Origin of the sequence: Microvirga solisilvae (assembly GCF_022808595.1) — a bacterium.
Taxonomy (GTDB): Bacteria; Pseudomonadota; Alphaproteobacteria; order Rhizobiales; family Beijerinckiaceae; genus Microvirga; species Microvirga solisilvae.
On the sequence record NZ_JAKUCN010000004.1, the window covers coordinates 296362 to 319632 of the forward strand.

The following is a 23271-nucleotide window of genomic DNA, read 5'->3' on the forward strand; positions in this document are numbered from 1 at the left end:
CAATCAAGCCGGACGACAACCATGCTCCAGATGAAAACCCATTATCCCGATGCGCACCGCGTCGAGCCCGTGAACCGGCATACCCTTGCGGTGGTGGTTGACAATGAGCCGGGCGTTCTCGCCCGCATCGCCGGCCTGTTCTCGGGCCGCGGCTACAACATCGAAAGCCTCACCGTCACGGAGACGGAGCACGAGGCGCATATCTCGCGCATCACCATCGTCACCACCGGCACGGACAGCATCATCCAGCAGATCAAGAGCCAGCTGGAACGCCTCGTTCCGGTGCACCGCGTGGTCGATCTTACGCTTACCGGCGAAGCGGTGGAGCGCGAGCTCTGCCTCGTGAAGGTTGTGGGCAAGGGCGATCACCGCGTGGAAGCCATGCGCCTCGCATCCGCTTTCGGCGCACGCACGCTCGATGCGACGCTCACCTCTTTCGTCTACGAGTTCACCGGCACGACCGACGAGGTCGAGCGCTTCATCAAGCTGATGACGGCTGTCGGCCTCGTGGAAGTGTCGCGCACCGGCGTTGCAGCTATGTCGCGCGGTGCCGAAGGGATCATGTAAAAGCCCTTAACCCCTGAACTCGCTCTCTTTCAGAAAGGCTTCCTCCTCCGGCGTCGTCTCTCGTTCGAGAATGGCGTTGCGGTGGGGGAAGCGGCCGAAACGGGCGACGATGTCGTGGTGGTGGCGCGCCCACTTAGCGGAATCCTCGCCGAGGGTTTCGTTCAAGGCCACCGAGCGTTCCTGATGCCGCAAGGACTCGGAATGCATGAAGGGCAGGTAGAAGAAACGGCGGAACTCCGGTTCCACCTTGTGATCGAAACCCCGCTCGATGGCGCGATCCGCGACCATCAACGCGACGGGATCGGTCTTGTAGGTCTCGCGCTGTCCCCGGAACATGTTTCGCGGGAACTGATCGAGAAGAATGATCACGGCGAGCGCGCCTTCCGGGGTGAGCTCCCATTCGTTGAGGTCACCCCGCGCGGCGGCCTCGTAGGTGGGCATGAAACGGTCACGGCAGGCCTGGTCGAAGGCATCGTCCTTCGAGAACCACTTGTCGGGTCCGGCTTCTTTCCAGAAGGCAAGGACTTCATCGGCTGTGGCGATCTGCGACATGACATGGCCCCTTTTCGATACGGCAAATCTGCGGTCTTCCTGCAAGACCGCGGTGATGGCTTCTATTTAGTGTGTCTCGTCTGATGTCCAAGACAGGAAAGCCTCTTGACATTGCTATTGCCGGATGCGGACCGGCAGGCCTTGCCGCTGCGCTCTTCCTGTCGCGCGCTGGTCATCGCGTTACGCTTTTCGATCAGTTCGACGAGCCGCGGCCTCTCGGTTCCGGCCTGATCCTGCAACCGACCGGCCTTGCCGTTCTCGCAGAACTCGGCCTTGATGCGCAGATCCTCGCGCTCGGCCAACGCATCGACAGATTGTATGGGCGCGTGTCCAAGACGCAGCGCATCGTTCTCGATGTTCGCTATGCGACGCTTGGGCCCGAGATGTTTGGTCTTGCCGTTCATCGCTCGGCTCTATTCTCGGTTCTTTACGATGCCGTGCGGCGTGCAGGCATTGCCGTTGAGACGGGCCGCAAGATTTCCGGCGCTGAGCGCGTCTCGGATTCCTGCCTGCGTCTGGTGCACGAAGAAGGACGCTCCTCCGGCCCGTTCGATCTCGTCATCGATGCGCTCGGTGTCCGCAGCACGCTGACGTCGATCTTCGATCCTTCGCATAAACCGCGCGCCGATCTCACCTATGGCGCCCTGTGGGCGACGCTGCCCTGGCCTGCGCAAGGCTTCGATCTGCATTCGCTCGAACAGCGCTACGAACGCTCGAGCGCCATGATCGGCGTGCTGCCCATCGGACGCGCGCAGCCTCATGGGCCAGACCTTGCGGCGTTGTTCTGGAGCATTAAGCCGCCCTCATATCAGCAATGGCTCGATGATGGCCTCGATGCTTGGAAGAGCAATGTCCTGCGCCTGTGGCCCCAAACGGAGCCGCTTCTGAACACGATCCGGCATCCTGATGAACTGACGCTTGCTCGCTATTGCCACAGCACCTTAGCGAGCCCCATTGCCCCCGGCGCTGTCGCCATCGGCGATGCAGCCCATGCGGCGAGCCCGCAGCTGGGGCAGGGGGCGAACATGGCCCTGCTCGATGCGCGGGCGCTCGCTCTGGCTTTGGAGGAGGCCCCGGATCTGGAAACCGCCCTCAAGGCCTATGCAAGGGCGCGGCGGCCCCATGTGCGGTTTTACCAAGCCCTTAGCTTCGGGTTTACGCCGGCCTATCAATCCGATAGCCGCTTTCTGCCGGTCCTGCGGGACTGGGTGATCGCTCCCGCGACCCGTCTGCCCGGAATTCGTAAATTCGTCGCCGCTTCCGTCGCCGGAATCGCGCTCGACCCGAGAACTCACCTGCGTCTGCCATCACCGATAAAGGAGGCGGTCAGCATGTGAGGTGAAGACAAGGTTCGTTGCTCCGGCAACGGCCTTCTGCACCAAGTGCGCAGCATTTGATGCAAAAACAGCTTGTCAGCGCAGTTTTGTTCGCTAAAAGCGGCGCCAGACAAATAATTGTTGCGCAAATCCTCGAAAAGGGCGTGTGCAACACAACGAAGACCGGGCCGAAAGCCCCCTGAACACAAGGACTAGAGCACCATGCGCGTGTATTACGATCGCGACGCCGATATCAATCTGATCAAGGGCAAAAAGGTCGCCATCGTCGGCTATGGCAGCCAGGGCCATGCTCATACGCTGAACCTGCGCGATTCCGGCGTGAAGGACATCGTCGTGGCTTTGCGCAAGGGCTCTCCCTCCGCCGCCAAGGCGGAAGGCGCCGGCATCAAGGTCATGGAAGTGGCCGAAGCCGCCAAGTGGGCCGACGTGGTGATGATGCTCACCCCGGACGAGCTGCAGGCCGACATCTATCGCAACGACCTGCAGGCCAACATGAAGCAGGGTGCTGCTCTTCTGTTTGCCCACGGCCTCAACGTGCATTTCAACCTCATCGAGCCCCGCAAGGATCTCGACGTGCTCATGGTCGCTCCCAAGGGCCCCGGCCACACGGTGCGCTCCGAGTATCAGCGCGGCGGCGGCGTGCCGACGCTCATCGCGATCCACCAGGACGCCACGGGCAACGCCCATGACATCGCGCTGTCCTACGCTTCCGCCAATGGCGGCGGCCGCGCCGGCATCATCGAGACCTCGTTCAAGGAAGAGTGCGAGACCGATCTCTTCGGCGAGCAGGTGGTGCTCTGCGGCGGTCTCGTCGAGCTGATCAAGGCCGGCTTCGAGACCCTGGTCGAGGCGGGCTACGCCCCCGAGATGGCCTATTTCGAGTGCTTGCACGAAGTGAAGCTGATCGTTGACCTCATCTACGAGGGCGGCATCGCCAACATGAACTACTCGATCTCGAACACCGCTGAGTACGGCGAGTACGTCACCGGCCCGCGCATCATCACGCCTGAGACCAAGGCCGAGATGAAGCGCGTTCTGGAAGACATCCAGACCGGCAAGTTCACCCGCGACTGGATGCTCGAGAACAAGGTCAACCAGACCTCGTTCAAGGCCGTGCGCGCCCGCAACGCCGCTCACCCGATCGAGGACGTGGGCTCGCGCCTGCGCGCCATGATGCCGTGGATCAAGGAAAAGGCTCTGGTCGACAAGACCAAGAACTGATCTCGCACAATCGCGAACGAAAAAGGGGCGGAAATTTCCGCCCCTTCTTTTTTGTCTGTCTTTAGCGGATCAGAGCGAGTGCCCGACCAGGGAGGCCACCGCGATAAGCGCGCAGAGATGAAAGCCCACGCTCGGGCGGCGGCGGATCCAGAAATGGAAGAGGCCGGCGCAGGCTGTCAGCACCACAAGCAGAAGCCAGGTGCCCTGAGCGATGTGGTTCATACTCATCACACCACCCAGCGTCTTGCCGACGGTCCAAGTGTCGACAAACCAGAGAGCGGCGAACAGGATGGCTGCGATCTTCCACTCGTAGTGGCGCCAGGTTTCCGGCAGGCCAGCCATGGTGAGTTCGGTCGGGATCTGCTCTTCCAGGGAATCGTCTTCGTCGTACCAGGCGTACGTGTGTTGAGGGACCTGTCCCATGGCAATGCTTCCGTAATGTTATATCTTGGCAATAACATTACGGAAGGCATTTGCCACCTCCGGGAATGAAGGGGATTTAATCAGGAAAACTGAAAATAGGCCGTTCTTACTGCTGGTTGCTCTTGGTGTTGGCGGCCTTGTTGTTGTCCTGCTTGCCGGGGTCCTTGCGATTCTTCATCGTGCCGCCGGAGCCGCGGATGTGATCGCCCGGATGCTTCTTGCTCTCGCCCGAGTTGTCGCCGTTCATCTTGCCTTTGCCCATGGGAAACCTCCGTTGCAATGGGAGGTCAATGAGCCTCGGCAAGCCCGGTTCCCCTCACCAGGCCAGATAGCGCGCGAGGCCCGAGCCGGGTGCAAGGAGGGCGAAAGCCCAGACAGAGGCCGAGGCCATGTTGGCGGATTGAAAGAGCACGCGCGGCATCAGGAAGATGCCGGCAACAAGGGGGACGACGGCCCGCGTCGGGCCGAAGAAGCGGCCGAGGAAAACTGCCCAGGGGCCGAAACGCTCGAAGAACCTCTCGCCTCTCTCAATGAGGCCCGGGTTCCGCGAGAGAGGCCAGACGGCATAAGCCTTCTTCTTCACCTTGAAGCCGATCTCGTATGAGAGCCAGGCGCTCAGGAAAGCGCCTGTCGCCGCGCCCAGCCAGACCTGCCAGAACGGAACCTCCGCCGCCGCCAGCGCGAAGCCCACAGCCACGAGAATGCCAATCATCGGCAGAACGAGGGAAATGAAAGCAAAGGATTCCGCAAAGGTCATGATGGCCACGATCAAGGGCGCATAGGCCTGATGGGCGCGGATGAAATCCAGGATGGCGGTGGTGACAGTGTCGAGGTTCACGGGGCGTCCTTTCGCGTGCCCTTGTAAACCATGGCGGGGCATGGGGCCACATCTCGCCTTCCGTGATGAAAAAGATCACATCACGTCATTTGAAGCAGGATCGCCGATGCGCTAACCCAAGGGGGAGAAGGGGGCCTTACGCCATGAATGTTCTCTCGATCCAGTCGCATGTCGCCTATGGTCATGTGGGCAATGCATCCGCTGTCTTTCCGATGCAGCGCCTCGGCGTCGAGGTCTGGCCCATCCATACGGTGCAGTTCTCCAACCATACGGGCTACGGTTCCTGGAAAGGCCGCGTCTTCGACGGTCCTGCCATCGAGGAGCTTGTCGAGGGCATCGCCGAGCGTGGCGTGCTTGAGCGGTGCGACGGCGTGCTCTCCGGCTATATGGGCTCCGCCGATATCGGCAACGCAATCCTCTCCGCCGTGGCGCGGGTGCGAGCCCTCAACCCCGAGGCGCTTTATTGCTGCGATCCGGTGATCGGCGATGTGGGACGCGGTGTCTTCGTGCGCCCAGGCATTCCGGAATTCATGCGCGATCAGGCTGTGCCCGCCGCCGACATCATCACGCCGAACCAGTTCGAGCTGGATTATCTCTCAGGACAAACGACGCAGACCTTGAGCGACGTGAAGCAGGCGGTCTCCGCCGTGCAGAAGCTCGGCCCCAAGGCCGTGCTCGTGACATCGGTCGAGGCAAAGGAGACGCCCTCAGATGCCATCGATCTCATCGCAGGCGAAGGCGGGCGCTTCTGGCGCGTGCGCACGCCGAAGCTCTCCTTGAGCGTGAATGGGGCGGGTGATGCCATCGCCGCTCTCTTCTTCGTGCACTACGCCCGTTCCCGCTCCGCCGCGACGGCTCTTGCCGAAGCATCCGCCTCTGTCTACGGCTTGTTGAAGCGCACGGAGGAAGCAGGGTCGCGCGAGATCCTCACCATCGCAGCGCAGGACGAGTTCGTTTCGCCCACTCACCGTTTCACGCCGGAAGAGGTTTGATCCGCATGAATCGTCGCTTCATCACACTCGATGTGTTCACATCGGAGCGTTTCGCCGGAAATCCTTTGGCCGTCGTGCTCGATGCGGAAGGCCTCGACGATGCCCGCATGCAGATTATCGCGAAGGAGTTCAACCTCTCCGAGACGGTCTTCGTGTTCCCGCCGGAGGATCCGCACCAGCGCGCCGACATCCGCATCTTCACGGTTGCACGGGAGCTTCCGTTCGCTGGTCATCCCACGGTGGGAACAGCAGTGCTACTCGCGTTGCTCGACCGGAACGGCGAGCCGGGCGCCGTGGCTTTCGGCTTGAAGGAAAAAGTCGGCATTGTGCCCTGCGTGGCTGAGGTGAGGGATGCATTGAGCGGCGTGGCGCGCTTCCGCTTGCCGCGTCTTCCGTTCTCCTGGGGCGAGGGCAAGGAGAGCACCGATTGCGCCTGGGCGCTTGGTCTCGATCCGAAGGAAATCGGTTTCGCGCGTCATGTGCCGAGCAGGCATTCCGCGGGTGTCGCTTACGATCTCGTGCCGGTCGCATCGCTCGATGCCCTGGCGCGCGCCTATCCGAAGGGTGAGGCCTTCGACAAGGCCTTCTCCGACAGCGATCATCCGGCGGCTTACGTGTATACGCGCGTGCCGAATGCGGAGGGCTTGCGCTTCCGCGCTCGCATGTTCGGTCCCGGCATGGGCGTCCTCGAGGATCCGGCGACCGGCTCGGCGGCAGCGGCTTTCACCGGCGCGCTCATGCAATGCGAGCCTCTGGGCGATGGCGAGCACAACATCGTCATCGAGCAGGGCGTCGAGATGGGACGCCCGAGCGAGATCCGCTTGCAAATGACGATCAAGAACGGTGCGCTCGTTTCCGCCGAGATTGGCGGCGGCGCCGTCATGGTCATGCGCGGCGAGATCGTCGCGTGAAGCGCGATCTCATGATCCATCGCGTCTCGCGGGTCGAGGCGCGCTGCGTGCCCATGACATGGGAATGGGCCGAGCAGAACCGCGAGCTCATCGCGGCGAACTGGAAACGCCGCACCGCGGACAAGCCGAAGATGTTCAATGGGCGCGTGCTGCTGCTCAACAATGTGGAATTCGAGCAGGATCTGCTGCGCAACACCTATTTCGAAACCGATTACGCGGATTTCGTCGCGTGGATCGACAATCAATATCCGGACGACACCATCGCCAACGGCTTCGCCATGGGCGCGCTGCGCGGATCGGACGGCGCCTTCATCTGCGGAATCATGGGCGCGCATACGACGAATGCGGGCCGCATCTATTTCGCCGCAGGCACGCCCGATCTGTCGGACCTCAGACCCGATGGCACCGTCGATCTCGCAACGAGCCTCATTCGCGAGTTGGAAGAGGAAACAGGGCTGCGGGAAGGCGATTTTCACGTCGACGATGAATGGATCATCGTCCAGCGTTGGCCGACCATCGCGCTCATGCGCATGGTGACCATGCCCGTGACGGCGGAGGAGGGCGCGAAGATCATTCGCGCCAACATCGCCAAGGACCCGGAGCCGGAATTGCAGGACGTTAAGATCGTCCGCGGCTTGGAGGACATCGATCCGAAGACGATGCCCTTATTCCTTCAAACCTTCTTCGAGTGGGTCTTCACTCACACATAACCGTGACGGGCCTTCGTCGCCCTGATCATGCGCTGGGCCTCCGCATCGCGTCCGGCAGCGCAAGCCGCTTCCGCTTGGCCGATTTCCTTGTCGACCCGGTTGTAGACCGACTGGCCCACATGGCCCATGGCGAGGTCGTTGCTCATCACGGCCCGATAGCGGGCGATCTCAGCCCCGCAGCCGGAGCCTTCCGGCATGCGGAAGCTCGAGGGTGTGACGCTCGTATTGGCCGGGGTGGGGCCGGAGGCTGTCTGGTTGCAGGCGGCAAGCGGCAGGGCTGCCAGACCGGTCAGGCACAGGCTGCGGATCGCGTTCTTCATCATGGGCACCTCATGCTGGGTTGGATGGTCGGAGTAAAAGCCGAGCTTGCCTTGATCTAGAGCATTTCAGCGGCCGTCCAGGGCAGGGGCCTTCAGGGTATTTCCTATACAATCGTCGAGGTTCCCGCTTTTCGTTTGTTTCAAGCGCTTGCCATTCCACGGACCGCCCGTTACAACCATGCCCGTTGTTCGCGGGCTTGCGCCGCGGCTTTTGGAGGAATGGGCAGCGATGGCAATCGGCTCCCACAGCGCTGGAATGAACGGCACCGCTTCTGCGGCCGGCCGCGCGCTTCTCCTTGGCCTCCTTCTCCTTAGCTGCCCCTGAGGGTCGGCTGGGCGCTGCCGCCTGGGCTCTCAGGGGTTTTGAGCGAAAAACCAAACAACAACCCCGAGCGCATGCCCTATAATCGAGATTGGCGCCGCTCCCGAGAAGGACCGACACGATGACCGCTTCCAAAGACCGCGTATTGATCTTCGACACCACCCTGCGCGATGGCGAGCAATGCCCCGGCGCGACCATGACGCTGGAGGAAAAGCTCGAGGTCGCAGGCCTGCTCGATGCCATGGGCGTCGACATCATCGAGGCGGGCTTCCCCATCGCCTCCAATGGTGACTTCGAAGCGGTGTCGCTGATTGCGCAGCAGGTGAAGAACGCGACCGTCGCAGGCCTCGCCCGCGCCATCTCGGCGGACATCGCCCGCGCCGGTGAGGCCGTGCGCCATGCCAAGAAGCCTCGCATCCACACCTTCGTCTCCACCTCGCCGATCCACCTGCAGCACCAGATGCGCAAGTCGGAAGAGGAGGTGCTGGAGATCATCACCACCACGGTGACGCAGGCGCGCAACCTGATCGAGGACATCGAGTGGTCGGCCATGGATGCCACGCGCACGCCCATCGATTATCTGTGCCGCTGCGTGGAAGCCGCCATCAAGGCAGGCGCCACTACCATCAACCTGCCGGACACGGTGGGCTATGCGACGCCCGATGAATACCGCGCCATGTTCCGCGCCGTGCGCGAGCGCGTGCCTAATGCGGACAAGGCGATCTTCTCCGCCCATTGCCACAACGATCTGGGTCTCGCCGTCGCGAACTCGCTCGCAGCCTTGGAAGGCGGCGCGCGTCAAATCGAATGCACACTCAACGGCATCGGTGAGCGCGCAGGCAACGCGGCGTTGGAAGAGATCGTGATGGCGATCAAGACGCGCGGCGACGTGCTGCCCTACGAGACCGGCATCGAAGCAACCATGCTGACACGCGCGTCGAAGCTCGCTTCCGCCGCCACCTCGTTCCCGGTGCAATACAACAAGGCCATCGTGGGCCGGAACGCCTTCGCGCATGAAAGCGGCATCCACCAGGATGGCATGCTGAAGAACGCGCAGACCTACGAGATCATGACGCCAGAAAGCGTCGGCGTGTCGAAGACCTCGCTGGTCATGGGCAAGCATTCGGGTAGAGCCGCTTTCCGCAACAAGCTGGAAGAGCTGGGCTACAGCCTCTCCGACAACCAGTTCCAGGATGCGTTCGAACGCTTCAAGGATCTCGCCGACCGCAAGAAGCACGTTTATGACGAGGACATCGAGGCGCTGGTCGATCAGAACATCGCCACCGCTCATGATCGCATCAAGCTCGTCTCGCTCTCCATCGTCGCCGGTACACGCGGCCCGCAGCGCGCCACCATGCGCCTGCAGGTGGACGGCGACACGGTGATCGAGGAGCAGGAGGGCAACGGCCCGGTGGACGCCACCTTCAACGCCATCAAGGCGCTGGTGCCGCACGAGGCCGTGCTGGAGCTTTACCAAGTGCATGCAGTCACAGAAGGTACGGACGCGCAGGCCGAAGTGTCGGTGCGTCTCTCCGCCGACGGCCGCAGCGTGACCTCCCGCGCCGCCGATCCCGATACGCTCGTTGCCTCTGCGCAAGCCTACCTCGGCGCGCTCAACAAGCTCATGAGTCGAGGCGCGCGTTTGCACGCACAGCACGCGGCTGAGTAAACGCTCTTCAATTAATTGAGCCTTTGCAGCCCTCGCATGAATTCCTCATGCGAGGGCGTTTTTATGGGTGGAACAGGTTCAGGCGGTTCAACGCCGATCGACTTCCTGAACCACTCGAAGTGATCAAAGCCGGATTGTTTCAAACAGCGGATATCGAAGTTCTGTGCCTTGCCGCGCGTAATGCGCGTCACGGCAGTCGCATCAGCGATGGCATTTGGGTCTCGGAAGGGCGAATGCTCAAGAGAATGGGTGCTCAAAAGCTGAAGAACGATGGACACGCACCCGTCACTCGCTTCCAAGACGATCCAGTCTTGAAACTGCTGAATCATGGGATCTGTCGTGAATCTCTGAGCTTTTCCCTTGAGTGGCCCAAGCTGAACGGAAACCGGGTCACCATTCGGGTTAAAGTTGTCTGTCGCTGCTTCTGCTCGAAGAAACTCAAGCAATTTCGGAGCGCTTGAGGCTTCAAAAAACTGAACCTGTCCGCAATCAGCACAGAAACTGATTGCGTCTGTCAACGCATCTATCGACCAAGCTGGGTTTCTGCTTTTTGCATTGTACTCAATCGCCTCATCGCCATCCTGAACGATGATCCATGTGTAATTATTGTAGAGCGTCGAACATGCTGCCGCGACGGGCGTGGAAAATAGAAGAAGTATGAAGAGCGTAACTGAGGTTAAAAAGCGCATTGCATTGCTCTTCGAACCGTGATGCATGTCGCCACTTATTATTGAAACTCTATATCAATGTTGAGCTATCGACCTCAAACATGCTCCGGCACCGGAATCGGACTCTGCGGCTTGATTGTCGAGAGCACGAAGCTCGAGCGCACGTCGGCGACGCCGGGGAGGGTGAGCAGGCGGTTCATGGTGAATTCGCCGAAGCTCTCGATGTCGCGTGCCACCGCATGGACGATGATGTCCACCTCGCCAGCAAGGGCATGGCAGGCGATGACCTCCTCATAGCCTTTCAGCCGGTCCACGAGCCGCGTGCGCCAGCCGGGCTCCGACTGCTCCAGCTTGATGAAGACGAAGGCTTCCACCTCGAAACCCAGGGCCTTGCGGTTCACGAGCGCCCGGTAGCCCTCGATGATCCCATCCTCCTCCAAAGCCTTGAGGCGTCGCAGGCAGGGGGAAGCGGCCAAACCGACTTTCTCGGCAAGCGTGGAGTTGGGGATGCGCCCATCACCTTGGATGGCCCGCAGGATGCGGCGGTCGGAAGGAGACAGGTGACGCTTCATGACTGACCTCGAATAGGGGCCTTGAGGTCATTTTATGACTGCTAAAGCATTTATCCAGATCACATCCGGCGGAAAATGACCGGATGAGAGTGCTATCCTAACGTCATAACAATGGACGGAGGAAACGCCATGAATACCGCCACCGGCAGCGACGATCCGCGCGATTACATGCGCGACCAAGGCTTCGAGAACTATACAGAGACCGACCACGAGACCTGGAGGACGCTTGCCAAGCGCCAGCGGGAAATCCTGAAAGGTCGCATCGCCGACCAATTCCTGGAAGGGCTCGACCGGCTTGGCATCGGTGAGGAGGGGATCCCCGATTTCCGGGTCATGAACCAGCGCCTCAAGGCAGCGACGGGCTGGGAGGTGGTGGCAGTGCCGGGCCTCATCCCTGACCTCGCCTTCTTCCGCATGCTGGCGAACCGCCAGTTCCCAGCGGGGTTCTGGATCCGCAAGCCGGAACAGCTCGATTATATCGAGGAGCCGGACATCTTCCACGACGTGTTCGGCCACGTGCCGCTGATCATGCAGCCGATCTATGCGGATTATCTCGAATCTTACGGCAAGGCCGGCCTTGTTGCGGCCGAGCACGGGGCGCTGAAGTACCTGGCGCGGCTCTACTGGTACACGGTGGAGTTCGGCCTCGCCCAGACCCCTGAGGGCATGCGGATCGTGGGCGCGGGCATCGCGTCCTCGCCCGGCGAGACGATCTTCGCCCTGGAAAGCCCGTCGCCCAACCGGGTCGCCTTCGATCTCGGCCGGGTGATGCGCACCCTCTACCGGATCGACGATTACCAGGAGACCTATTTCGTGCTCGACGGCGTCGAAGCCTGGCCGGGCCTGGATATCGACCGGCTGATACCCTTGTGGAAAGAGCTGGCCGAGAAGGAGGAGATCGAGCCCGGCCAGATCCAGCCGGAGGACCGGGTTTTGACACAAGGTGACGGTACTTATCACCGGGCCAAATCGAAATCCGCCGCTTAAGGAAAAAACCTCTCCGAATGGGCTAGACAGGGGCCGTGCGGTTTGTTACACGCACGGCCTCTTCAGCGAACAACGCGTCGCTGAATTCGCTTCGGCGACGGGTGATTAGCTCAGTTGGTAGAGCAGCTGACTCTTAATCAGCGGGTCGTAGGTTCGAGCCCTACATCACCCACCAATCTTTCCAAGATTTCGGAAGTTTGAACCTTATTCGACACCAGGCGGATAAGGTTTTTTCTATTCAAGCTCTCCTGCAGCGTAAGCTCGCTTTGCAAGAAGGCTCTGCCATCATTGTGTGGTCCGCTTTATCAAAGTCTTATGGACGGACCACGCGAGCCGATGATTTTTCGGCCATGCGGAGTGGGCTTCTCAGTCACCTCAAAGGGATGGACGTTGAGTGGGGAGGCCGACAGCCTCATTCAAGCGGCACTTCACTGTTTCCATCTCGACTTTGTAGCGCGCGTGGATTTTCCCGATGGCTTTCTCACCGGGTTTAACATTCAACACAGCTCCAGTAACGGTTTCGAGCGGCTCGCCGCCGTTGTCGAAAAATGTGCAGGCGACATAAACCGCCTCCGCGGCTCTGTTCGAATTATTCAGCACGCTGAAATGGACATAGGCCCATTTAGGGTCGCGCAAGAGATTCTCGGCCTTTACGATCAGGAGAGGCTCCTGCGCGGCTGCATGGATGATGCTGAGCGCCATAAAGCTGGCCGCTATACCAAGTTTTATCATGGGAAGAATTTACTCCTCATGACAACTGCACTTAGGGCGATTGGATAAAATAACAATCGTATGTCGAGCCGTCGCTGGAACAGACGCGAGCAAGGCAGTCACGAGCGCCTTGTTAAAGGCGTGACGGCGCTCCGCCTGTTGACTGTACGGAGAGGGCGCCCGCTTCTATTCCGGCTTTCAGACTTGCCTGCAGATCGCGGGTGCTCAACCAGGAATGCAGGAAGCCTGCATTGAAGGCATCGCCGGCGCCAGTCGTATCCACCACGTTAACGGGCAGGGCATCGACCGCGATGCGGGCCGCTTTATTGGAGGCGGTTGCGCCGCGTTCGCCGCGCTTCAGCACGACGAGCGGGAAGTGCTCTTCCAGACTTTTCAAAATGGCCTCGTCCGAATGCTCGCCGGTGAGGGCCTGTCCTTCCTCGACATTCGGCAGGAAGATATCGACGCCTGCGCACATTGTGAAGAAGGCGGCATCGCGGCGGATCAACTGATCATCCCAGCTCGGGTCGAGCGACACCGTCAGGCCATGGCCATGCGCCATGGCGATCACATCTGGGTTGTCGTGAAGGGTGGCGAATTCAGCGATGTGCAGATGGGCGACGCTGTTATCCGAGAGAGCCTTTTCCAGCGTGGATGGCCGTGAGCCGCCTGCGCGGCGGGACACGAAGGCGCGCTCGTTATCCTTGATCAAAGCAACGGTCGGCTGCGGGCCAGCATCGTTTGAGCGTTCGACGAAGGACAAGTCGATGCCGCTGGCCTCGAGTTCAGGATCGAGACCGCGCGACAGGGGATCCGTGCCAAGACGCGTGAGCAGCGCCGCAGAACGGCCGAGGGACGCAAGATGCGCTGCGGTGATATAAGCGCCGCCACCGGCTGCGATCGTCACGCCTTCTGCAAAGCGCTCCCGTCCGAGCACCGGCATGTCCTTTAGGCCCGTGAAGATGATGTCGCAATAGGTTCGCCCAAGGCACACGACCTTGCGGCGTTCGGAAGGCTTTCCGCTCATTGGGCCGCCAATGCCTTCTCTGTCGCCTTGTCGAAGAAATAGAGTCTCTCGGCAGGAGCATGGAAGGTCAGGTGCTCGCCGATGCGCGGGATCTCGCGTCCGGGCGCGGAGCCGATGATGGTCTGGCCGCCGCTCTCGATATGAACGAGCGTCTCAGAGCCCAAGGTCTCCACGACGGCGACCGTGCCGGAGACGGTCAGGCCCTGCGCACCGTTGCTTGTCGGAATGAGATCCTGCGGGCGCGCGCCGACGAGAATGTCGGACGTGGTGGCCGTTGCATGCGGCACCCGAACCGAGCCGCCCACCGACAGATCCGCTCCGCCATCGCGCAAGGAGGCGGGGATCAGGTTCATGGTCGGGCTGCCGATGAAGCGCGCGGTGAAGATGTCGACCGGCTTCTCGTAGAGCTCCAGCGGCGTTCCCACTTGCAGGATGCGCCCGTCGCGCATCACCACGATCCTGTCGGCCATGGTCATGGCTTCCACCTGGTCATGCGTGACGAAAACCGACGTGGTGCCCAGGCGGTGATGAAGCCGCTTGATCTCGATGCGCATCTGCGTGCGCAGCTGCGCATCGAGATTGGAGAGGGGTTCGTCGAACAGGAACGCAGCGGGATCGCGCACCATGGCGCGCCCGATGGCGACGCGCTGACGCTGCCCGCCGGAAAGGGCGGAAGGACGACGCTCCAGGTAAGGCGTCAGGCCAAGCGTTCCGGCAACCTGTTCGACGCGCTGGCGCTTCTCAGCTTTCGAGAGCTTGGAGCGATAGAGACCAAACGCGATGTTCTCGGCAACGCTCATGTGCGGATAGATGGCGTAGTTCTGGAACACCATGGCGATGTTCCTGTCCTTGGGCTGCAGATCGTTGACGACGCGGCCGTCGATCCGGATCTCGCCGCCGCTGATCTCTTCGAGCCCCGCGATCATGCGCAAAGTCGTGGATTTGCCGCAGCCGGAAGGGCCGACGAGCACGACGAATTCGCCGTCCCGAATCGACAGGTCGATCCCGTGAACCACAGTCGTCTGCCCATAGCGTTTGACGAGGCGATCAAGTTCGATGGTTGCCATCATCAGGCTCCGAGAAGTGCGGTGAAACGGGTTTGAAGATCCTGAGCGGAGGTTCGCGCGCGCTGCGCATTCTCGCTCATGCGGGCGCGGATGCCCGAAATCTCCTGCTTGTATCCGGCAATCGCCTGCGCCAGCGCTCTGGGGGCGGGGCCGCCGAAGCGGTCGCGCACGGCGACGAAGTTTTCCGGCGAGACGATCTCGGCGAACTGCGCCTTGTCGATGGAGGTCCGGCGCTTCGTGCAGCGCTCGAAGGATTCATGGAACGCGTCATAGCCGTCTTCCGCGATGTCGCCTTCGATGGCGACAACGGCGCGGGCGACCTCGGCTGCGATTTCATGCGCTTCGCGGAACGACAGGCCCTCCCGGCGCACCAGGCTGTCCGCGAGCTCCGTCACTGTGATGCAGCTGCGGCGGATGTTCTGGCGAACCCGGTCAGGATTGATGCGAAGCGCCGGCACGAGCGCGGTAAGCAGATCGAGAACGCGGCCGCCGCTCTCGAACGCGCCATAGCCGAAGCCCTGGCTCTCGCCTTCGCTGTCGTTCATGTCAGTGAACGGCGTGTTGTGCATGATGGTGAGCATGGCCTGCGCGCGGCCGACGGTCTGGGACGCCAGATGGCGCATATGCTCGATGGGAACGGGATTGCGCTTCTGCGGCATGATCGAGCTGATCTGCACGAAGGCGTTGGGCACATAGACCTGGCCGACCTCGAAGCTCGTCCAGAATTGCAGATCCTGAATGAAGCGGCCGAGATGCAGGAAGGTCAGCTCGATCGCGGAATAGGTCGAGGTGATGTAATCGATGGATGCGATGCAGCTATAGGAATTCTGCAGCGGACGGCTGAAGCCGAGAAGACGGGCCATCAGGTCGCGGTCGATGGGAAAACCGCTCGTGGTGATGGCTGCAGCGCCCATGGGAGAGCGGTCGACGATGTCGCGGGCCGCTTCCAGACGCGCGATGTCGCGCAGGACGGTTTCCAGAACGGCGGAGAGGTAATGCCCGAAGACCGTAGGCTGAGCCGGCTGTCCGTGGGTATAAGCGACGATAAGCGTGTTGCTTTCGCGCTCCGCAACGGCAGTGAGCGTCTCGGCGAGGCGAACCATCCGCTCCAATAAGGGATCGATGCGTGCTTTAAGGCCGAGCTTGAACAGCGTGTGGTCGATGTCGTTGCGCGAGCGCGCTGTATGAAGGCGTCCGGCGAGATCAGGCCCGAGGCGTGCGCGCAGCTCCTTCTCGATCAGGAAGAAGAAATCCTCCACCTCTCCGGTATAGGTGAGCTTGCTGACATCGATCTCGCGGTCGATGGCCTCGAGAGCCTGTGCGATGGGACGCGCCTGCTCGATGGTGAGGATGCCGGTCTCGTGGAGCATGACGAGGTGAGCACGGTCGATGAGACGGAAGCCCTCCACATGGTGATCCTTCGCGCCGTCGAAGAGCGGACGAAGAACGGTTTCCTTGTAGGTGGGGTCCGGGAAGACGGAGGTGTCCTTGAAGGTGCCTGCGTTCATCGGCTTATCCTTTAAGTCCGGCCAGCATCACGCCTCGCACGATGTAGCGCTGAAGGAACAGGAAGATGAGGAGAGTGGGCAGCGTCGCGATGCTCGCGCCCGTCATGATCTTTTCCCACTGGATGGATTGCTCCACCGCGAAGCTGGAGAGACCTACCGGCAGGGTATAGAGCTCGGCGCTCGTCGTCACGATGAGAGGCCAGAAGAAAGCCGTCCAGTTGCCGAGGAAGGTGAAGATCGCCAGCGCCGACAGGGCAGGGGTGACAAGCGGCATGGCGATCTTCCACCAGATGGTGAATTCATTGAGCCCGTCGATCCGCGCGGCTTCGATGAAATCGTCCGGCACGCCTTCGAAGAACTGCTTCATCAGGAAGGTGCCGAAAGCCGTCATCATGCCCGGGAACATGATGCCCCAATAGCTGTCCACCCAGCCGAACTGGCTCGCCATGAGATACCATGGCAGCACCAGCATCTCGGTGGGGATCATCAGCGTCGAGAGGATCGCGATGAAGACGAGATAGCGACCCCGGAACTTGAACTTCGCCAGCGTGTAGCCGACGAGACTGTCGAAGAACACGTTGGAGATGGTGACGATCCCCGCCACGATCATCGAGTTGATGAACCAGCGCGTGAAGCGCCCGTCGCCCAGGATCTCGATGTAGTTGTCGAGTGTCGGAGCCGCCGGGATTACGCGCAGATCATAGACCTGCGAGGCATCCTTCAGCGATGTCGACAGCATGAAGATAATCGGCGTGATCATGATGACGCCGCCGATGAACAGGAGCGTCCAGGAAACGATCCGTCCCGGCCTGACACGCGACATGGGAAGACCTGGAGAGGATGAGATGGCAGTCATCAGCGGTCTCTCATGATGCGCAGTTGAACGAGGGAGATCACGAGCAGGATCAGGAACAGGACGACGGTCTGGGATGCGGCATAACCCATCTCGTACGAGCTGAACGCCGTCTGATAGATCATCAGCACGAGCGGCTTCGTCGAATTGAGCGGTCCGCCGGGATCGTTGGTGTTGATGTTGTAGACCTGATCGAAGATGCGCAGGAATCCGATCGACGAAAACACGACCAGGAAGACCAGCGTCGGCTTAAGCAGGGGAATGGTGATCTTTCTCAAGATCGCCCATTCCGACAGGCCGTCGATACGCGCGGCCTCGTAATAGGTGGCGGGAATGGCGCGCAGGCCCGCTAGGAAGATGATGATCTGGAAGCCGAGGCCCGCCCACACGGCGGGCGCGAGCACGGTCGGCAATGCCTGCGTGGTCGAGCGAAGGAAAGGCTGCTGCGGCAGGCCAAAACTTGAAAGAATGTCGTTGATGACGCCGATGGGGACAGGCTGATAGAACCAGCGCCAGACCCAGGCCATGGCCGCCGCCGTCGTGAGAAACGGCAGGAAGTACAACGCGCGGATGAACGAGTGCATGAACCGCACGCGGTCGAGATAATAGGCGACGACGAACGAGATCAGCAGGCTGATCGGCGTGCCCAGGATGAGATACATGAAGGTGTTGCGGAACACCTGCCAGAACAGAGGATCCGCAACCAGCCTCTTGTAGTTCTCAAGACCGACGAATGAAGCAGGCTTCGTGATGGTCCAGTCCGTGACGGACAGATAGAAAGCCTGAAAGGTCGGCCAGAAGCGGATCACCACATAGAAGAGCAGCGGAACCGCGAGGAAGCCCCAGGCCCAGATCACCTGTTTCTGGCCAAGGCTCATCCTCGACCAGAGACCGCCGGTGGCGGCCTCTCGATGTGTGACAGCGGACATCGGTGCGATCCTCGCGGATTTTGGCTTAGCGCTTGGCGCGGTCGATGATGGCCTGCTCGGCCTCGGCGGCCTTCGCGAGCGATGCCTTCGGCTCCTCTTTGCCGATCAGAACGCGGTTCACCATGTCGATGGCGGTCTGGCGCTGGGCAGCCTCGTCCTTGAACAACGTGGTGTGAGCGTATTCCAGACCCTTGAGGAACGGACCATAGACCGGATGCGCGGTGTTCTCGGGCGTGAGAGCCGCTGCGCGACGCGCCGGCAATTCGCCGACGACTTCCAGCCAGATCTTCATGGCTTCAGGTGAGGAGACATAGGCCAGGAACTTCTCGGCGGCAGCGAGCTTTTCGCCTTCCGCCTTCGTGGTGATCGCGTTGGCGAAGTAGCTGGCATAGTTGCTGCGTACGCCCTGGGCATTGGCGGGGAGTTCAGTCACGCCCCATTCGAAGCCCTTGATCGTGTTGAAGGAGCCGAGACGGAAAGTGCCGTCGATGGTCATGGCGGCAAGGCCCGCACGGAACGCTGCCTGTCCTTCATCCATGAAGCCAACCTGGCCGACTTTCTGCTTCGTCTGGAGATCCGTGTAGAAGGTGAGCGCCTTCAGGCCGGCCTCGCTGTTGTAGGCAACCTTGGTGTCGTTATCCGTGTAAGGCACGCCGCCGAACTGACGGACCAGCACCTCGCGCCACCATTGGTGATCTTGGCCTGCCATGTCGAGCGTGATGCCGGCGGAGACGATGTTGCCTGCGCCATCGCGCTTCGTGGTCTTTTCCGCAGCGGCGACAAGTTCATCGAGGTTCTTGGGCGGATTGTTGGGATCGAGGCCCGCATCCTTGAAGGCCTTCTTGTTGTAGAACAGCGCCAGGGAGCGCACGGCCGTCGGCAGGCCGTAATAATCGTTGCCGCGCTTCATCGCACTTACGATCGGGAAGAAGTCGCGCTCGATATCGGCAGCAGGGAATGCTTCGGCCCGCAAGGGGCGGATCATCTTGCCGGCGATGAAATTATCCGTCCAGCCGTAGAAGAGCTGCACCACGTCGGGGCCCTGGCCCGCGAGAATCGCGGCGGAGACCTTCGTCTGGTAATCCGCATAGGGGAACGTGGTCTGCTTGACCTTGATGTCCGGATTGGCAGCCTCGAACTTGGCGATCAACTGGGTCATCGCCTTGACACGGGTGTCGAAGACATATTGCCAATACTCGATCTCGACCGCCTTTGCGCCGAAAGAGGCGAAGGTGGCGAAGCCCACGGCAACGCTCGCTAGCATGTGACGAAAACGCATATCCCTCTCCTTATTGTCGGACGCCTGGCGCCCATCGTTCTCTGGTGGCGGCCTGACAGGGCCATTCCGGCATCAAGGCTCCCTTAAGTAAGACCGTCCTGTCAATAAGATAATTAACTTGAGTTATTCATTGTCCCGGCTCATTCTTCCGGCGTGGAGGGGAGATGCCGAGAAAAGCCAAGGCCGGTGCGCCATCGACCATTGGAAGCAATCCGGAGAGGAATCGCTCCCATAACCGCCGCGTGGTTCTGGACGTCGTACGCCAGCTCGGCCCGGTCGGGCGGATGGAAATCTCGCGCCATGCGCATTTGAGCACTCAGGCCGTCTCGAACATCGTGGAAGAGCTTGTCGCGGACGGGCTGCTCATCAAGGCCGGTCGGCTCAGGGCAGGGCGCGGGCTGCCGCCGATCCAATTCGTCGTCAATCCCGATGGCGGCATGACGGCGGGAATCGAAATCGCCGCCGACCATATCTCCACTCTTCTCGTGGATATCGGCGGACGCATCCGTGCCCAGCGGACAACACCGCTTCCGCGCAACGATCCCGAAACAGTGTTGCCGATCATCAAGGCCGAGATTGAGGCGGCCCAAGCGCAGATCAAGTCGCCCGTTCCGCAGCTGCTCGGAGTCGGCGTGGTCATGCCGGGCCCCTTCAATGTCGAGGGCATGTCCTCGGTCGGACCGACGACACTTTCGGGATGGTTCGACTTCGATGCGGTGGCAGGTATCGGGAAGTTGCTCGATCTGCCCATCACGCTCGAGAACGACGCAACCGCGGCGGCTGTCGGCGAACGTCTTCATGGCGTCGCGAGGGACCTGAAAAATTTCTGTCTAATCTATTTCGGCCAGGGCCTTGGCCTTGGCATCATGATCGATGGTCGTCCCTATCGCGGGGCGAACGGCAATGCGGGCGAGATCGGTCACGTCATGGTGCAGAAGAGCGGGCGTCTCTGTTCGTGCGGACAGCACGGCTGTCTTGAAGCTTATGCGTCCATGCAGGCCCTTTCCGAAAAGCTGGCGGCTGCGGGAATTCACATTGTCGACGAGACGCATCTGGAGCGCCTCCATCGTGAGAAGCATCCCGTCGTCGCGGCGTGGGTTCAGGAGGCGGCGGATTATCTCGCGCCCCAGATCGCCATGCTCGAAAACCTTTTCGATCCCGAGGCCGTCGTGATCGGCGGCGCGCTGCCGCCGGGTCTCTTGGCGGATCTCGCTCAAGCCATGCAGCCGCTTCCGTTATCGGTGGCGCGCCGCAGGAATCGAAGCGAGGCGCGTTTGATCCATGGACGCACAGGTCAATTCACAGCCGCTCTCGGTGCCGCTGCCTTGCCGCTTCTGGAAACGATGACGCCCCGGCTCGACACGGCCCAGGCGGCTCATCGCGAACGTTCGAACGAGGAGATCTCCCTTGCTGGATGACCATCATCGTCTCGCGCGTGCTGTCCATCAGCCTGCGCTCGTCCGACTGCATCGCGCCTTGAGCCGGTTGCGCTCGGTTGTCACCGTGATGAATACCGGGGCGCATCCGGACGACGAGATCAACGGCATGCTGGCCGCCTTCCGGTTCGCTTACGGCATGCGCGTCGTCGTAGCCTGCTCCACGCGAGGAGAGGGCGGACAGAACGCTCTCGGACCGGAGCGGGGCGGGGCGCTCGGTGTTTTGCGCACCGCTGAGATGGAAGAAGCAGCACGCCGCATCGATGCCGATGTGGCATGGCTCGGCCACGGACCCGACGACCCGGTGCATGATTTCGGCTTCTCGAAGAACGGCGACGACACGCTGAAGAGATGGGGCGAGGAGCGCATCGTCGAGCGTCTTGTTAGAGCATACCGACAGTACCGTCCCGATATCGTCATCCCGACTTTTTTGGATGTGCCGGGACAGCACGGCCATCACCGCGCGATGACCCGTGCCGCGGAAAAAGCATTCGTCGCGGCAGCCGATCCTTCAGTCTTTCCGGAGCACGCGCAGCAGGGCCTCAGGCCATGGCAGGTTTCAAAATTCTATCTGCCGGCATGGTCAGGCGCAGGTTATGCCTATGACGACGAGGTGCCGCCGCCACCCACGACGCTCAATGTTGAAGTGGCTGGAGGTGACGAGGTCACAGGCCTGGCTTATCGGCAACTCGGTGAATGGTCTCGGGCGGCGCATGCGTCTCAGGGCATGGGTGTGTGGCGCGACGATCCGATTGACCAGTGGAGCCTTCATCTGAAGCTCCAAGCGGGCGGACAGGCTGAGCCTGAAAGCGACATTCGCGATCACCTATCCGCGAACCTCTCCGCTCTGTCGATGATCCCTGGTCTGCCCTGGGCAGCAGCCGATGCATTGCAGGAGGCGCAGCAGCATCTTGATGCTGCTGTTGCCGCATTCCCGGATCGCAAGCGGATCGGCGTGGCGCTTGGCCGTGCCGCGAGCCTGATCGAAAAGGGAAGAGAGGCACTCGACGGGGAAATGGCCGAAAGAATAGGCCATCGCCTCGACCGCAAACTTCGGGAAATCGATGTCGCGCTTTTCGAAACGCGCGTGAACGCAGCGCGTGCGGTTATTGCGGGCACGTGTCATCCAGGCGCGCACGCGATGCTCGATGTCCACATCGATGCGCCTGATGTTGCGAACCTCAGCATCTCGCCACGTCTTCCCAAAGGGATAGACGCTGTCGAGATTATCAGGGAGGCAAAGCGCGTCCGGTACGATCTTACAATTCCCGCGTCGGTATCCCATACGGGCAATTACCCGGCGGCCTACGATCCTCTCGGCGGCAATGGCGAGGCCGGAGTGATCGTCTCAGGCAATGTGGAATCCCGCACGATCAGGGTCGATATAGATGCTGAGGAACCCATGAGGGTCGGCCCTGAGCAATCCTTGTCTCTCGATCCTGCGATTGCCGTTATCAGGAATAGCGAACGTCTCTCCAGCATCCGGGTAAAGACAACAGGCGCAGCCATTCAAGACTGGCAAAAGCCGAGTGGCTGGAGCGTCCGTGCAGAGGGGAGCGATTGGATTGTCGATCCGCCGCAACAGACCGGAACCGGAGTTTCGAAGCTCATTCCTATTGTCGATGGAAGGCCGGCAAGCCAGACGCAAACGATCGCTTATCCGCATATTCGGCCCGGCTCATACGTATCGCCTGTCGAACTTAAAGCTCTGACGCTCGATGCCGCTCTCCCTGCCAATGTGCGCATCGGATATATCGGTGGCGGAAGCGACAATGTCGGCGCCCATATGCGCCGTCTCGGCCTCGACGTGACGGATCTGACCGATGCCGACCTGAAGACCGGCTCGCTATCGCAGTTCACGACAATCGTTGTCGGCATCTTCGCGTTCGGAATTCGAAAAGACCTTCAGGCGGCAACCCGCCTTCTACATCGCTTCGTCGAGGAGGGCGGGCATCTGGTGACACTCTACCATCGCCCTACCGATGGTTGGAATCCCGATGCCACACCGCTGCGCCGTTTGGTCATCGGCTCGCCGTCGCTCCGGTGGCGCGTGGTCGACCCGGCGGCTCCTGTCACTGTTCTGAAGTCCGAGAGTCCTTTGCTGACGCATCCGAACAGGATCGAAGCGGAGGATTGGCAGGGTTGGGACAAGGAGAGAGGGCTCTACTTCGCAGCGGAATACGATCCCGCTTACGAGGAGCTTCTCGCTTTGAGCGATCCGGGAGAGAAACCACTGAAAGGATCGCTCGTTTCGGCGCGGATCGGGCGAGGGCGGCATACGCATGTGGCGCTCGTTCTGCATCATCAGCTGGACAAGCTGGTGCCGGGCGCTTTCCGGCTCTTGGCCAATCTGGTTCAACCGGCCTGACGGC

At 61.1% G+C, this 23271-nt stretch carries 24 protein-coding genes and 1 tRNA gene; 11 read left to right on the forward strand and 14 right to left on the reverse strand.

Annotated elements, in window-relative coordinates:
- The first annotated feature begins 21 nt into the window (after nt 1-21).
- A complete protein-coding gene (gene ilvN / locus MJ639_RS11120; RefSeq protein ID WP_243371849.1) occupies nt 22-567 on the forward strand; it encodes an acetolactate synthase small subunit in 546 nt (181 codons plus the stop codon).
- 6 nt (nt 568-573) lie between these two features.
- Here the strand turns inward: ilvN and MJ639_RS11125 are convergent, their stop codons facing one another.
- Nucleotides 574-1119, reverse strand: coding sequence for a DUF924 family protein (locus tag MJ639_RS11125; protein WP_243371858.1), 546 nt, complete (start codon nt 1117-1119; stop codon nt 574-576).
- Between the two features lie 83 nt (nt 1120-1202).
- On the opposite strand from MJ639_RS11125, the gene MJ639_RS11130 reads away from it, so the two are divergent.
- Complete coding sequence (locus MJ639_RS11130) at nt 1203-2456, forward strand: FAD-dependent oxidoreductase (protein WP_243371860.1); 1254 nt, start codon at nt 1203-1205, stop codon at nt 2454-2456.
- 201 nt (nt 2457-2657) lie between these two features.
- Nucleotides 2658-3677, forward strand: a complete 1020-nt coding sequence (gene ilvC, locus MJ639_RS11135; protein WP_243371862.1) for a ketol-acid reductoisomerase — start codon at nt 2658-2660, stop codon at nt 3675-3677.
- A gap of 69 nt (nt 3678-3746) precedes the next feature.
- On the opposite strand, the gene MJ639_RS11140 is transcribed toward ilvC, so the two are convergent.
- From MJ639_RS11140 to MJ639_RS11150, 3 genes are all read right to left on the reverse strand, one after another.
- Complete coding sequence (locus tag MJ639_RS11140; protein ID WP_243371864.1) at nt 3747-4100, reverse strand: hypothetical protein; 354 nt, start codon at nt 4098-4100, stop codon at nt 3747-3749.
- Between the two features lie 106 nt (nt 4101-4206).
- Nucleotides 4207-4362, reverse strand: a complete 156-nt coding sequence (locus MJ639_RS11145) for a hypothetical protein (RefSeq protein WP_204238377.1) — start codon at nt 4360-4362, stop codon at nt 4207-4209.
- Between the two features lie 54 nt (nt 4363-4416).
- The gene (locus MJ639_RS11150) at nt 4417-4938 is read right to left on the reverse strand and encodes a DedA family protein (RefSeq protein WP_243371866.1); all 522 of its coding nucleotides are present in this window, start codon (nt 4936-4938) and stop codon (nt 4417-4419) included.
- Between the two features lie 143 nt (nt 4939-5081).
- On the opposite strand from MJ639_RS11150, the gene pdxY reads away from it, so the two are divergent.
- The 3 genes from pdxY to MJ639_RS11165 are packed head-to-tail and all read left to right on the forward strand — an operon-like array spanning nt 5082 to nt 7551.
- Nucleotides 5082-5930, forward strand: coding sequence for a pyridoxal kinase PdxY (pdxY, locus tag MJ639_RS11155; protein WP_243371869.1), 849 nt, complete (start codon nt 5082-5084; stop codon nt 5928-5930).
- Nucleotides 5931-5935: 5 nt separating this feature from the next.
- The gene (locus MJ639_RS11160; RefSeq protein ID WP_243371871.1) at nt 5936-6841 is read left to right on the forward strand and encodes a PhzF family phenazine biosynthesis protein; all 906 of its coding nucleotides are present in this window, start codon (nt 5936-5938) and stop codon (nt 6839-6841) included.
- Nucleotides 6838-7551 (forward strand): NUDIX hydrolase, encoded by a 714-nt coding sequence (locus MJ639_RS11165; protein ID WP_243371873.1) that lies wholly within the window; start codon nt 6838-6840, stop codon nt 7549-7551. Before MJ639_RS11160 ends, MJ639_RS11165 begins: the two co-directional genes overlap by 4 nt.
- Here the strand turns inward: MJ639_RS11165 and MJ639_RS11170 are convergent.
- Nucleotides 7542-7874, reverse strand: coding sequence for a hypothetical protein (locus tag MJ639_RS11170; protein WP_243371875.1), 333 nt, complete (start codon nt 7872-7874; stop codon nt 7542-7544). The genes MJ639_RS11165 and MJ639_RS11170 overlap by 10 nt on opposite strands.
- A gap of 440 nt (nt 7875-8314) precedes the next feature.
- On the opposite strand from MJ639_RS11170, the gene MJ639_RS11175 reads away from it, so the two are divergent.
- Nucleotides 8315-9862 carry a 2-isopropylmalate synthase gene (locus MJ639_RS11175; protein WP_243371876.1) on the forward strand — a complete coding sequence of 516 codons (1548 nt, stop codon included), beginning with the start codon at nt 8315-8317 and terminating at the stop codon, nt 9860-9862.
- A gap of 11 nt (nt 9863-9873) precedes the next feature.
- Here MJ639_RS11175 and MJ639_RS11180 read toward each other — a convergent pair whose 3' ends face one another.
- Together MJ639_RS11180 and MJ639_RS11185 are read right to left on the reverse strand one after the other, a co-directional pair.
- A complete protein-coding gene (locus MJ639_RS11180; RefSeq protein WP_243371878.1) occupies nt 9874-10578 on the reverse strand; it encodes a hypothetical protein in 705 nt (234 codons plus the stop codon).
- 47 nt (nt 10579-10625) lie between these two features.
- Nucleotides 10626-11102: an Lrp/AsnC family transcriptional regulator gene (locus MJ639_RS11185; protein ID WP_243371886.1), complete on the reverse strand. Its 477-nt coding sequence runs from the start codon at nt 11100-11102 to the stop codon at nt 10626-10628.
- Nucleotides 11103-11231: 129 nt separating this feature from the next.
- Here MJ639_RS11185 and phhA point away from each other — a divergent pair, with 129 nt between their 5' ends.
- Both phhA and MJ639_RS11195 read left to right on the forward strand, forming a co-directional pair.
- Nucleotides 11232-12089, forward strand: a complete 858-nt coding sequence (phhA, locus tag MJ639_RS11190; protein WP_243371895.1) for a phenylalanine 4-monooxygenase — start codon at nt 11232-11234, stop codon at nt 12087-12089.
- Between the two features lie 99 nt (nt 12090-12188).
- Nucleotides 12189-12264: transfer RNA gene (locus MJ639_RS11195), tRNA-Lys, on the forward strand.
- Nucleotides 12265-12464: 200 nt separating this feature from the next.
- On the opposite strand, the gene MJ639_RS11200 is transcribed toward MJ639_RS11195, so the two are convergent.
- The 7 genes from MJ639_RS11200 to MJ639_RS11230 form a co-directional block, all read right to left on the reverse strand.
- Entirely contained in the window at nt 12465-12821 is a 357-nt protein-coding gene (locus MJ639_RS11200; RefSeq protein ID WP_243371897.1) for a hypothetical protein, read from the reverse strand.
- Nucleotides 12822-12933: 112 nt separating this feature from the next.
- Nucleotides 12934-13827 carry a carbohydrate kinase family protein gene (locus tag MJ639_RS11205; protein WP_243371898.1) on the reverse strand — a complete coding sequence of 298 codons (894 nt, stop codon included), beginning with the start codon at nt 13825-13827 and terminating at the stop codon, nt 12934-12936.
- On the reverse strand, nt 13824-14894 hold the full coding sequence (locus MJ639_RS11210) for an ABC transporter ATP-binding protein (RefSeq protein WP_243372028.1): 1071 nt from the start codon (nt 14892-14894) through the stop codon (nt 13824-13826). Before MJ639_RS11210 ends, MJ639_RS11205 begins: the two co-directional genes overlap by 4 nt.
- 2 nt (nt 14895-14896) lie before the next feature.
- Nucleotides 14897-16402 carry an argininosuccinate lyase gene (gene argH, locus MJ639_RS11215; RefSeq protein WP_243371900.1) on the reverse strand — a complete coding sequence of 502 codons (1506 nt, stop codon included), beginning with the start codon at nt 16400-16402 and terminating at the stop codon, nt 14897-14899.
- Nucleotides 16403-16406: 4 nt separating this feature from the next.
- Nucleotides 16407-17258, reverse strand: a complete 852-nt coding sequence (locus MJ639_RS11220) for a carbohydrate ABC transporter permease (RefSeq protein WP_243371902.1) — start codon at nt 17256-17258, stop codon at nt 16407-16409.
- The gene (locus tag MJ639_RS11225; protein WP_243371912.1) at nt 17258-18184 is read right to left on the reverse strand and encodes a carbohydrate ABC transporter permease; all 927 of its coding nucleotides are present in this window, start codon (nt 18182-18184) and stop codon (nt 17258-17260) included. Before MJ639_RS11225 ends, MJ639_RS11220 begins: the two co-directional genes overlap by 1 nt.
- 25 nt (nt 18185-18209) lie before the next feature.
- The gene (locus tag MJ639_RS11230; protein WP_243371914.1) at nt 18210-19463 is read right to left on the reverse strand and encodes an extracellular solute-binding protein; all 1254 of its coding nucleotides are present in this window, start codon (nt 19461-19463) and stop codon (nt 18210-18212) included.
- Between the two features lie 164 nt (nt 19464-19627).
- Between MJ639_RS11230 and MJ639_RS11235 the strand changes: the two genes are divergently transcribed.
- Together MJ639_RS11235 and MJ639_RS11240 are read left to right on the forward strand one after the other, a co-directional pair.
- Nucleotides 19628-20881 (forward strand): ROK family transcriptional regulator, encoded by a 1254-nt coding sequence (locus tag MJ639_RS11235; protein ID WP_243371915.1) that lies wholly within the window; start codon nt 19628-19630, stop codon nt 20879-20881.
- On the forward strand, nt 20871-23267 hold the full coding sequence (locus MJ639_RS11240; protein WP_243371917.1) for a PIG-L family deacetylase: 2397 nt from the start codon (nt 20871-20873) through the stop codon (nt 23265-23267). The genes MJ639_RS11235 and MJ639_RS11240 overlap by 11 nt, the downstream gene beginning before the upstream one ends.
- The last annotated feature ends 4 nt before the right edge of the window (nt 23268-23271 follow it).

Bases quoted from the DNA above. Each gene is read 5' to 3' on its own strand.
- ilvN (WP_243371849.1), top strand. From the start codon at position 22: ATGCTCCAGATGAAAACCCATTATCCCGATGCGCACCGCGTCGAGCCC.
- MJ639_RS11125 (WP_243371858.1), bottom strand. From the start codon at position 1,119: ATGTCGCAGATCGCCACAGCCGATGAAGTCCTTGCCTTCTGGAAAGAA.
- MJ639_RS11130 (WP_243371860.1), top strand. From the start codon at position 1,203: ATGTCCAAGACAGGAAAGCCTCTTGACATTGCTATTGCCGGATGCGGA.
- ilvC (WP_243371862.1), top strand. From the start codon at position 2,658: ATGCGCGTGTATTACGATCGCGACGCCGATATCAATCTGATCAAGGGC.
- MJ639_RS11140 (WP_243371864.1), bottom strand. From the start codon at position 4,100: ATGGGACAGGTCCCTCAACACACGTACGCCTGGTACGACGAAGACGAT.
- MJ639_RS11145 (WP_204238377.1), bottom strand. From the start codon at position 4,362: ATGGGCAAAGGCAAGATGAACGGCGACAACTCGGGCGAGAGCAAGAAG.
- pdxY (WP_243371869.1), top strand. From the start codon at position 5,082: ATGAATGTTCTCTCGATCCAGTCGCATGTCGCCTATGGTCATGTGGGC.
- MJ639_RS11160 (WP_243371871.1), top strand. From the start codon at position 5,936: ATGAATCGTCGCTTCATCACACTCGATGTGTTCACATCGGAGCGTTTC.
- MJ639_RS11170 (WP_243371875.1), bottom strand. From the start codon at position 7,874: ATGATGAAGAACGCGATCCGCAGCCTGTGCCTGACCGGTCTGGCAGCC.
- MJ639_RS11175 (WP_243371876.1), top strand. From the start codon at position 8,315: ATGACCGCTTCCAAAGACCGCGTATTGATCTTCGACACCACCCTGCGC.
- MJ639_RS11180 (WP_243371878.1), bottom strand. From the start codon at position 10,578: ATGCATCACGGTTCGAAGAGCAATGCAATGCGCTTTTTAACCTCAGTT.
- MJ639_RS11185 (WP_243371886.1), bottom strand. From the start codon at position 11,102: ATGAAGCGTCACCTGTCTCCTTCCGACCGCCGCATCCTGCGGGCCATC.
- phhA (WP_243371895.1), top strand. From the start codon at position 11,232: ATGAATACCGCCACCGGCAGCGACGATCCGCGCGATTACATGCGCGAC.
- MJ639_RS11200 (WP_243371897.1), bottom strand. From the start codon at position 12,821: ATGATAAAACTTGGTATAGCGGCCAGCTTTATGGCGCTCAGCATCATC.
- MJ639_RS11205 (WP_243371898.1), bottom strand. From the start codon at position 13,827: ATGAGCGGAAAGCCTTCCGAACGCCGCAAGGTCGTGTGCCTTGGGCGA.
- MJ639_RS11210 (WP_243372028.1), bottom strand. From the start codon at position 14,894: ATGGCAACCATCGAACTTGATCGCCTCGTCAAACGCTATGGGCAGACG.
- argH (WP_243371900.1), bottom strand. From the start codon at position 16,402: ATGAACGCAGGCACCTTCAAGGACACCTCCGTCTTCCCGGACCCCACC.
- MJ639_RS11220 (WP_243371902.1), bottom strand. From the start codon at position 17,258: ATGACTGCCATCTCATCCTCTCCAGGTCTTCCCATGTCGCGTGTCAGG.
- MJ639_RS11225 (WP_243371912.1), bottom strand. From the start codon at position 18,184: ATGTCCGCTGTCACACATCGAGAGGCCGCCACCGGCGGTCTCTGGTCG.
- MJ639_RS11230 (WP_243371914.1), bottom strand. From the start codon at position 19,463: ATGCGTTTTCGTCACATGCTAGCGAGCGTTGCCGTGGGCTTCGCCACC.
- MJ639_RS11235 (WP_243371915.1), top strand. From the start codon at position 19,628: ATGCCGAGAAAAGCCAAGGCCGGTGCGCCATCGACCATTGGAAGCAAT.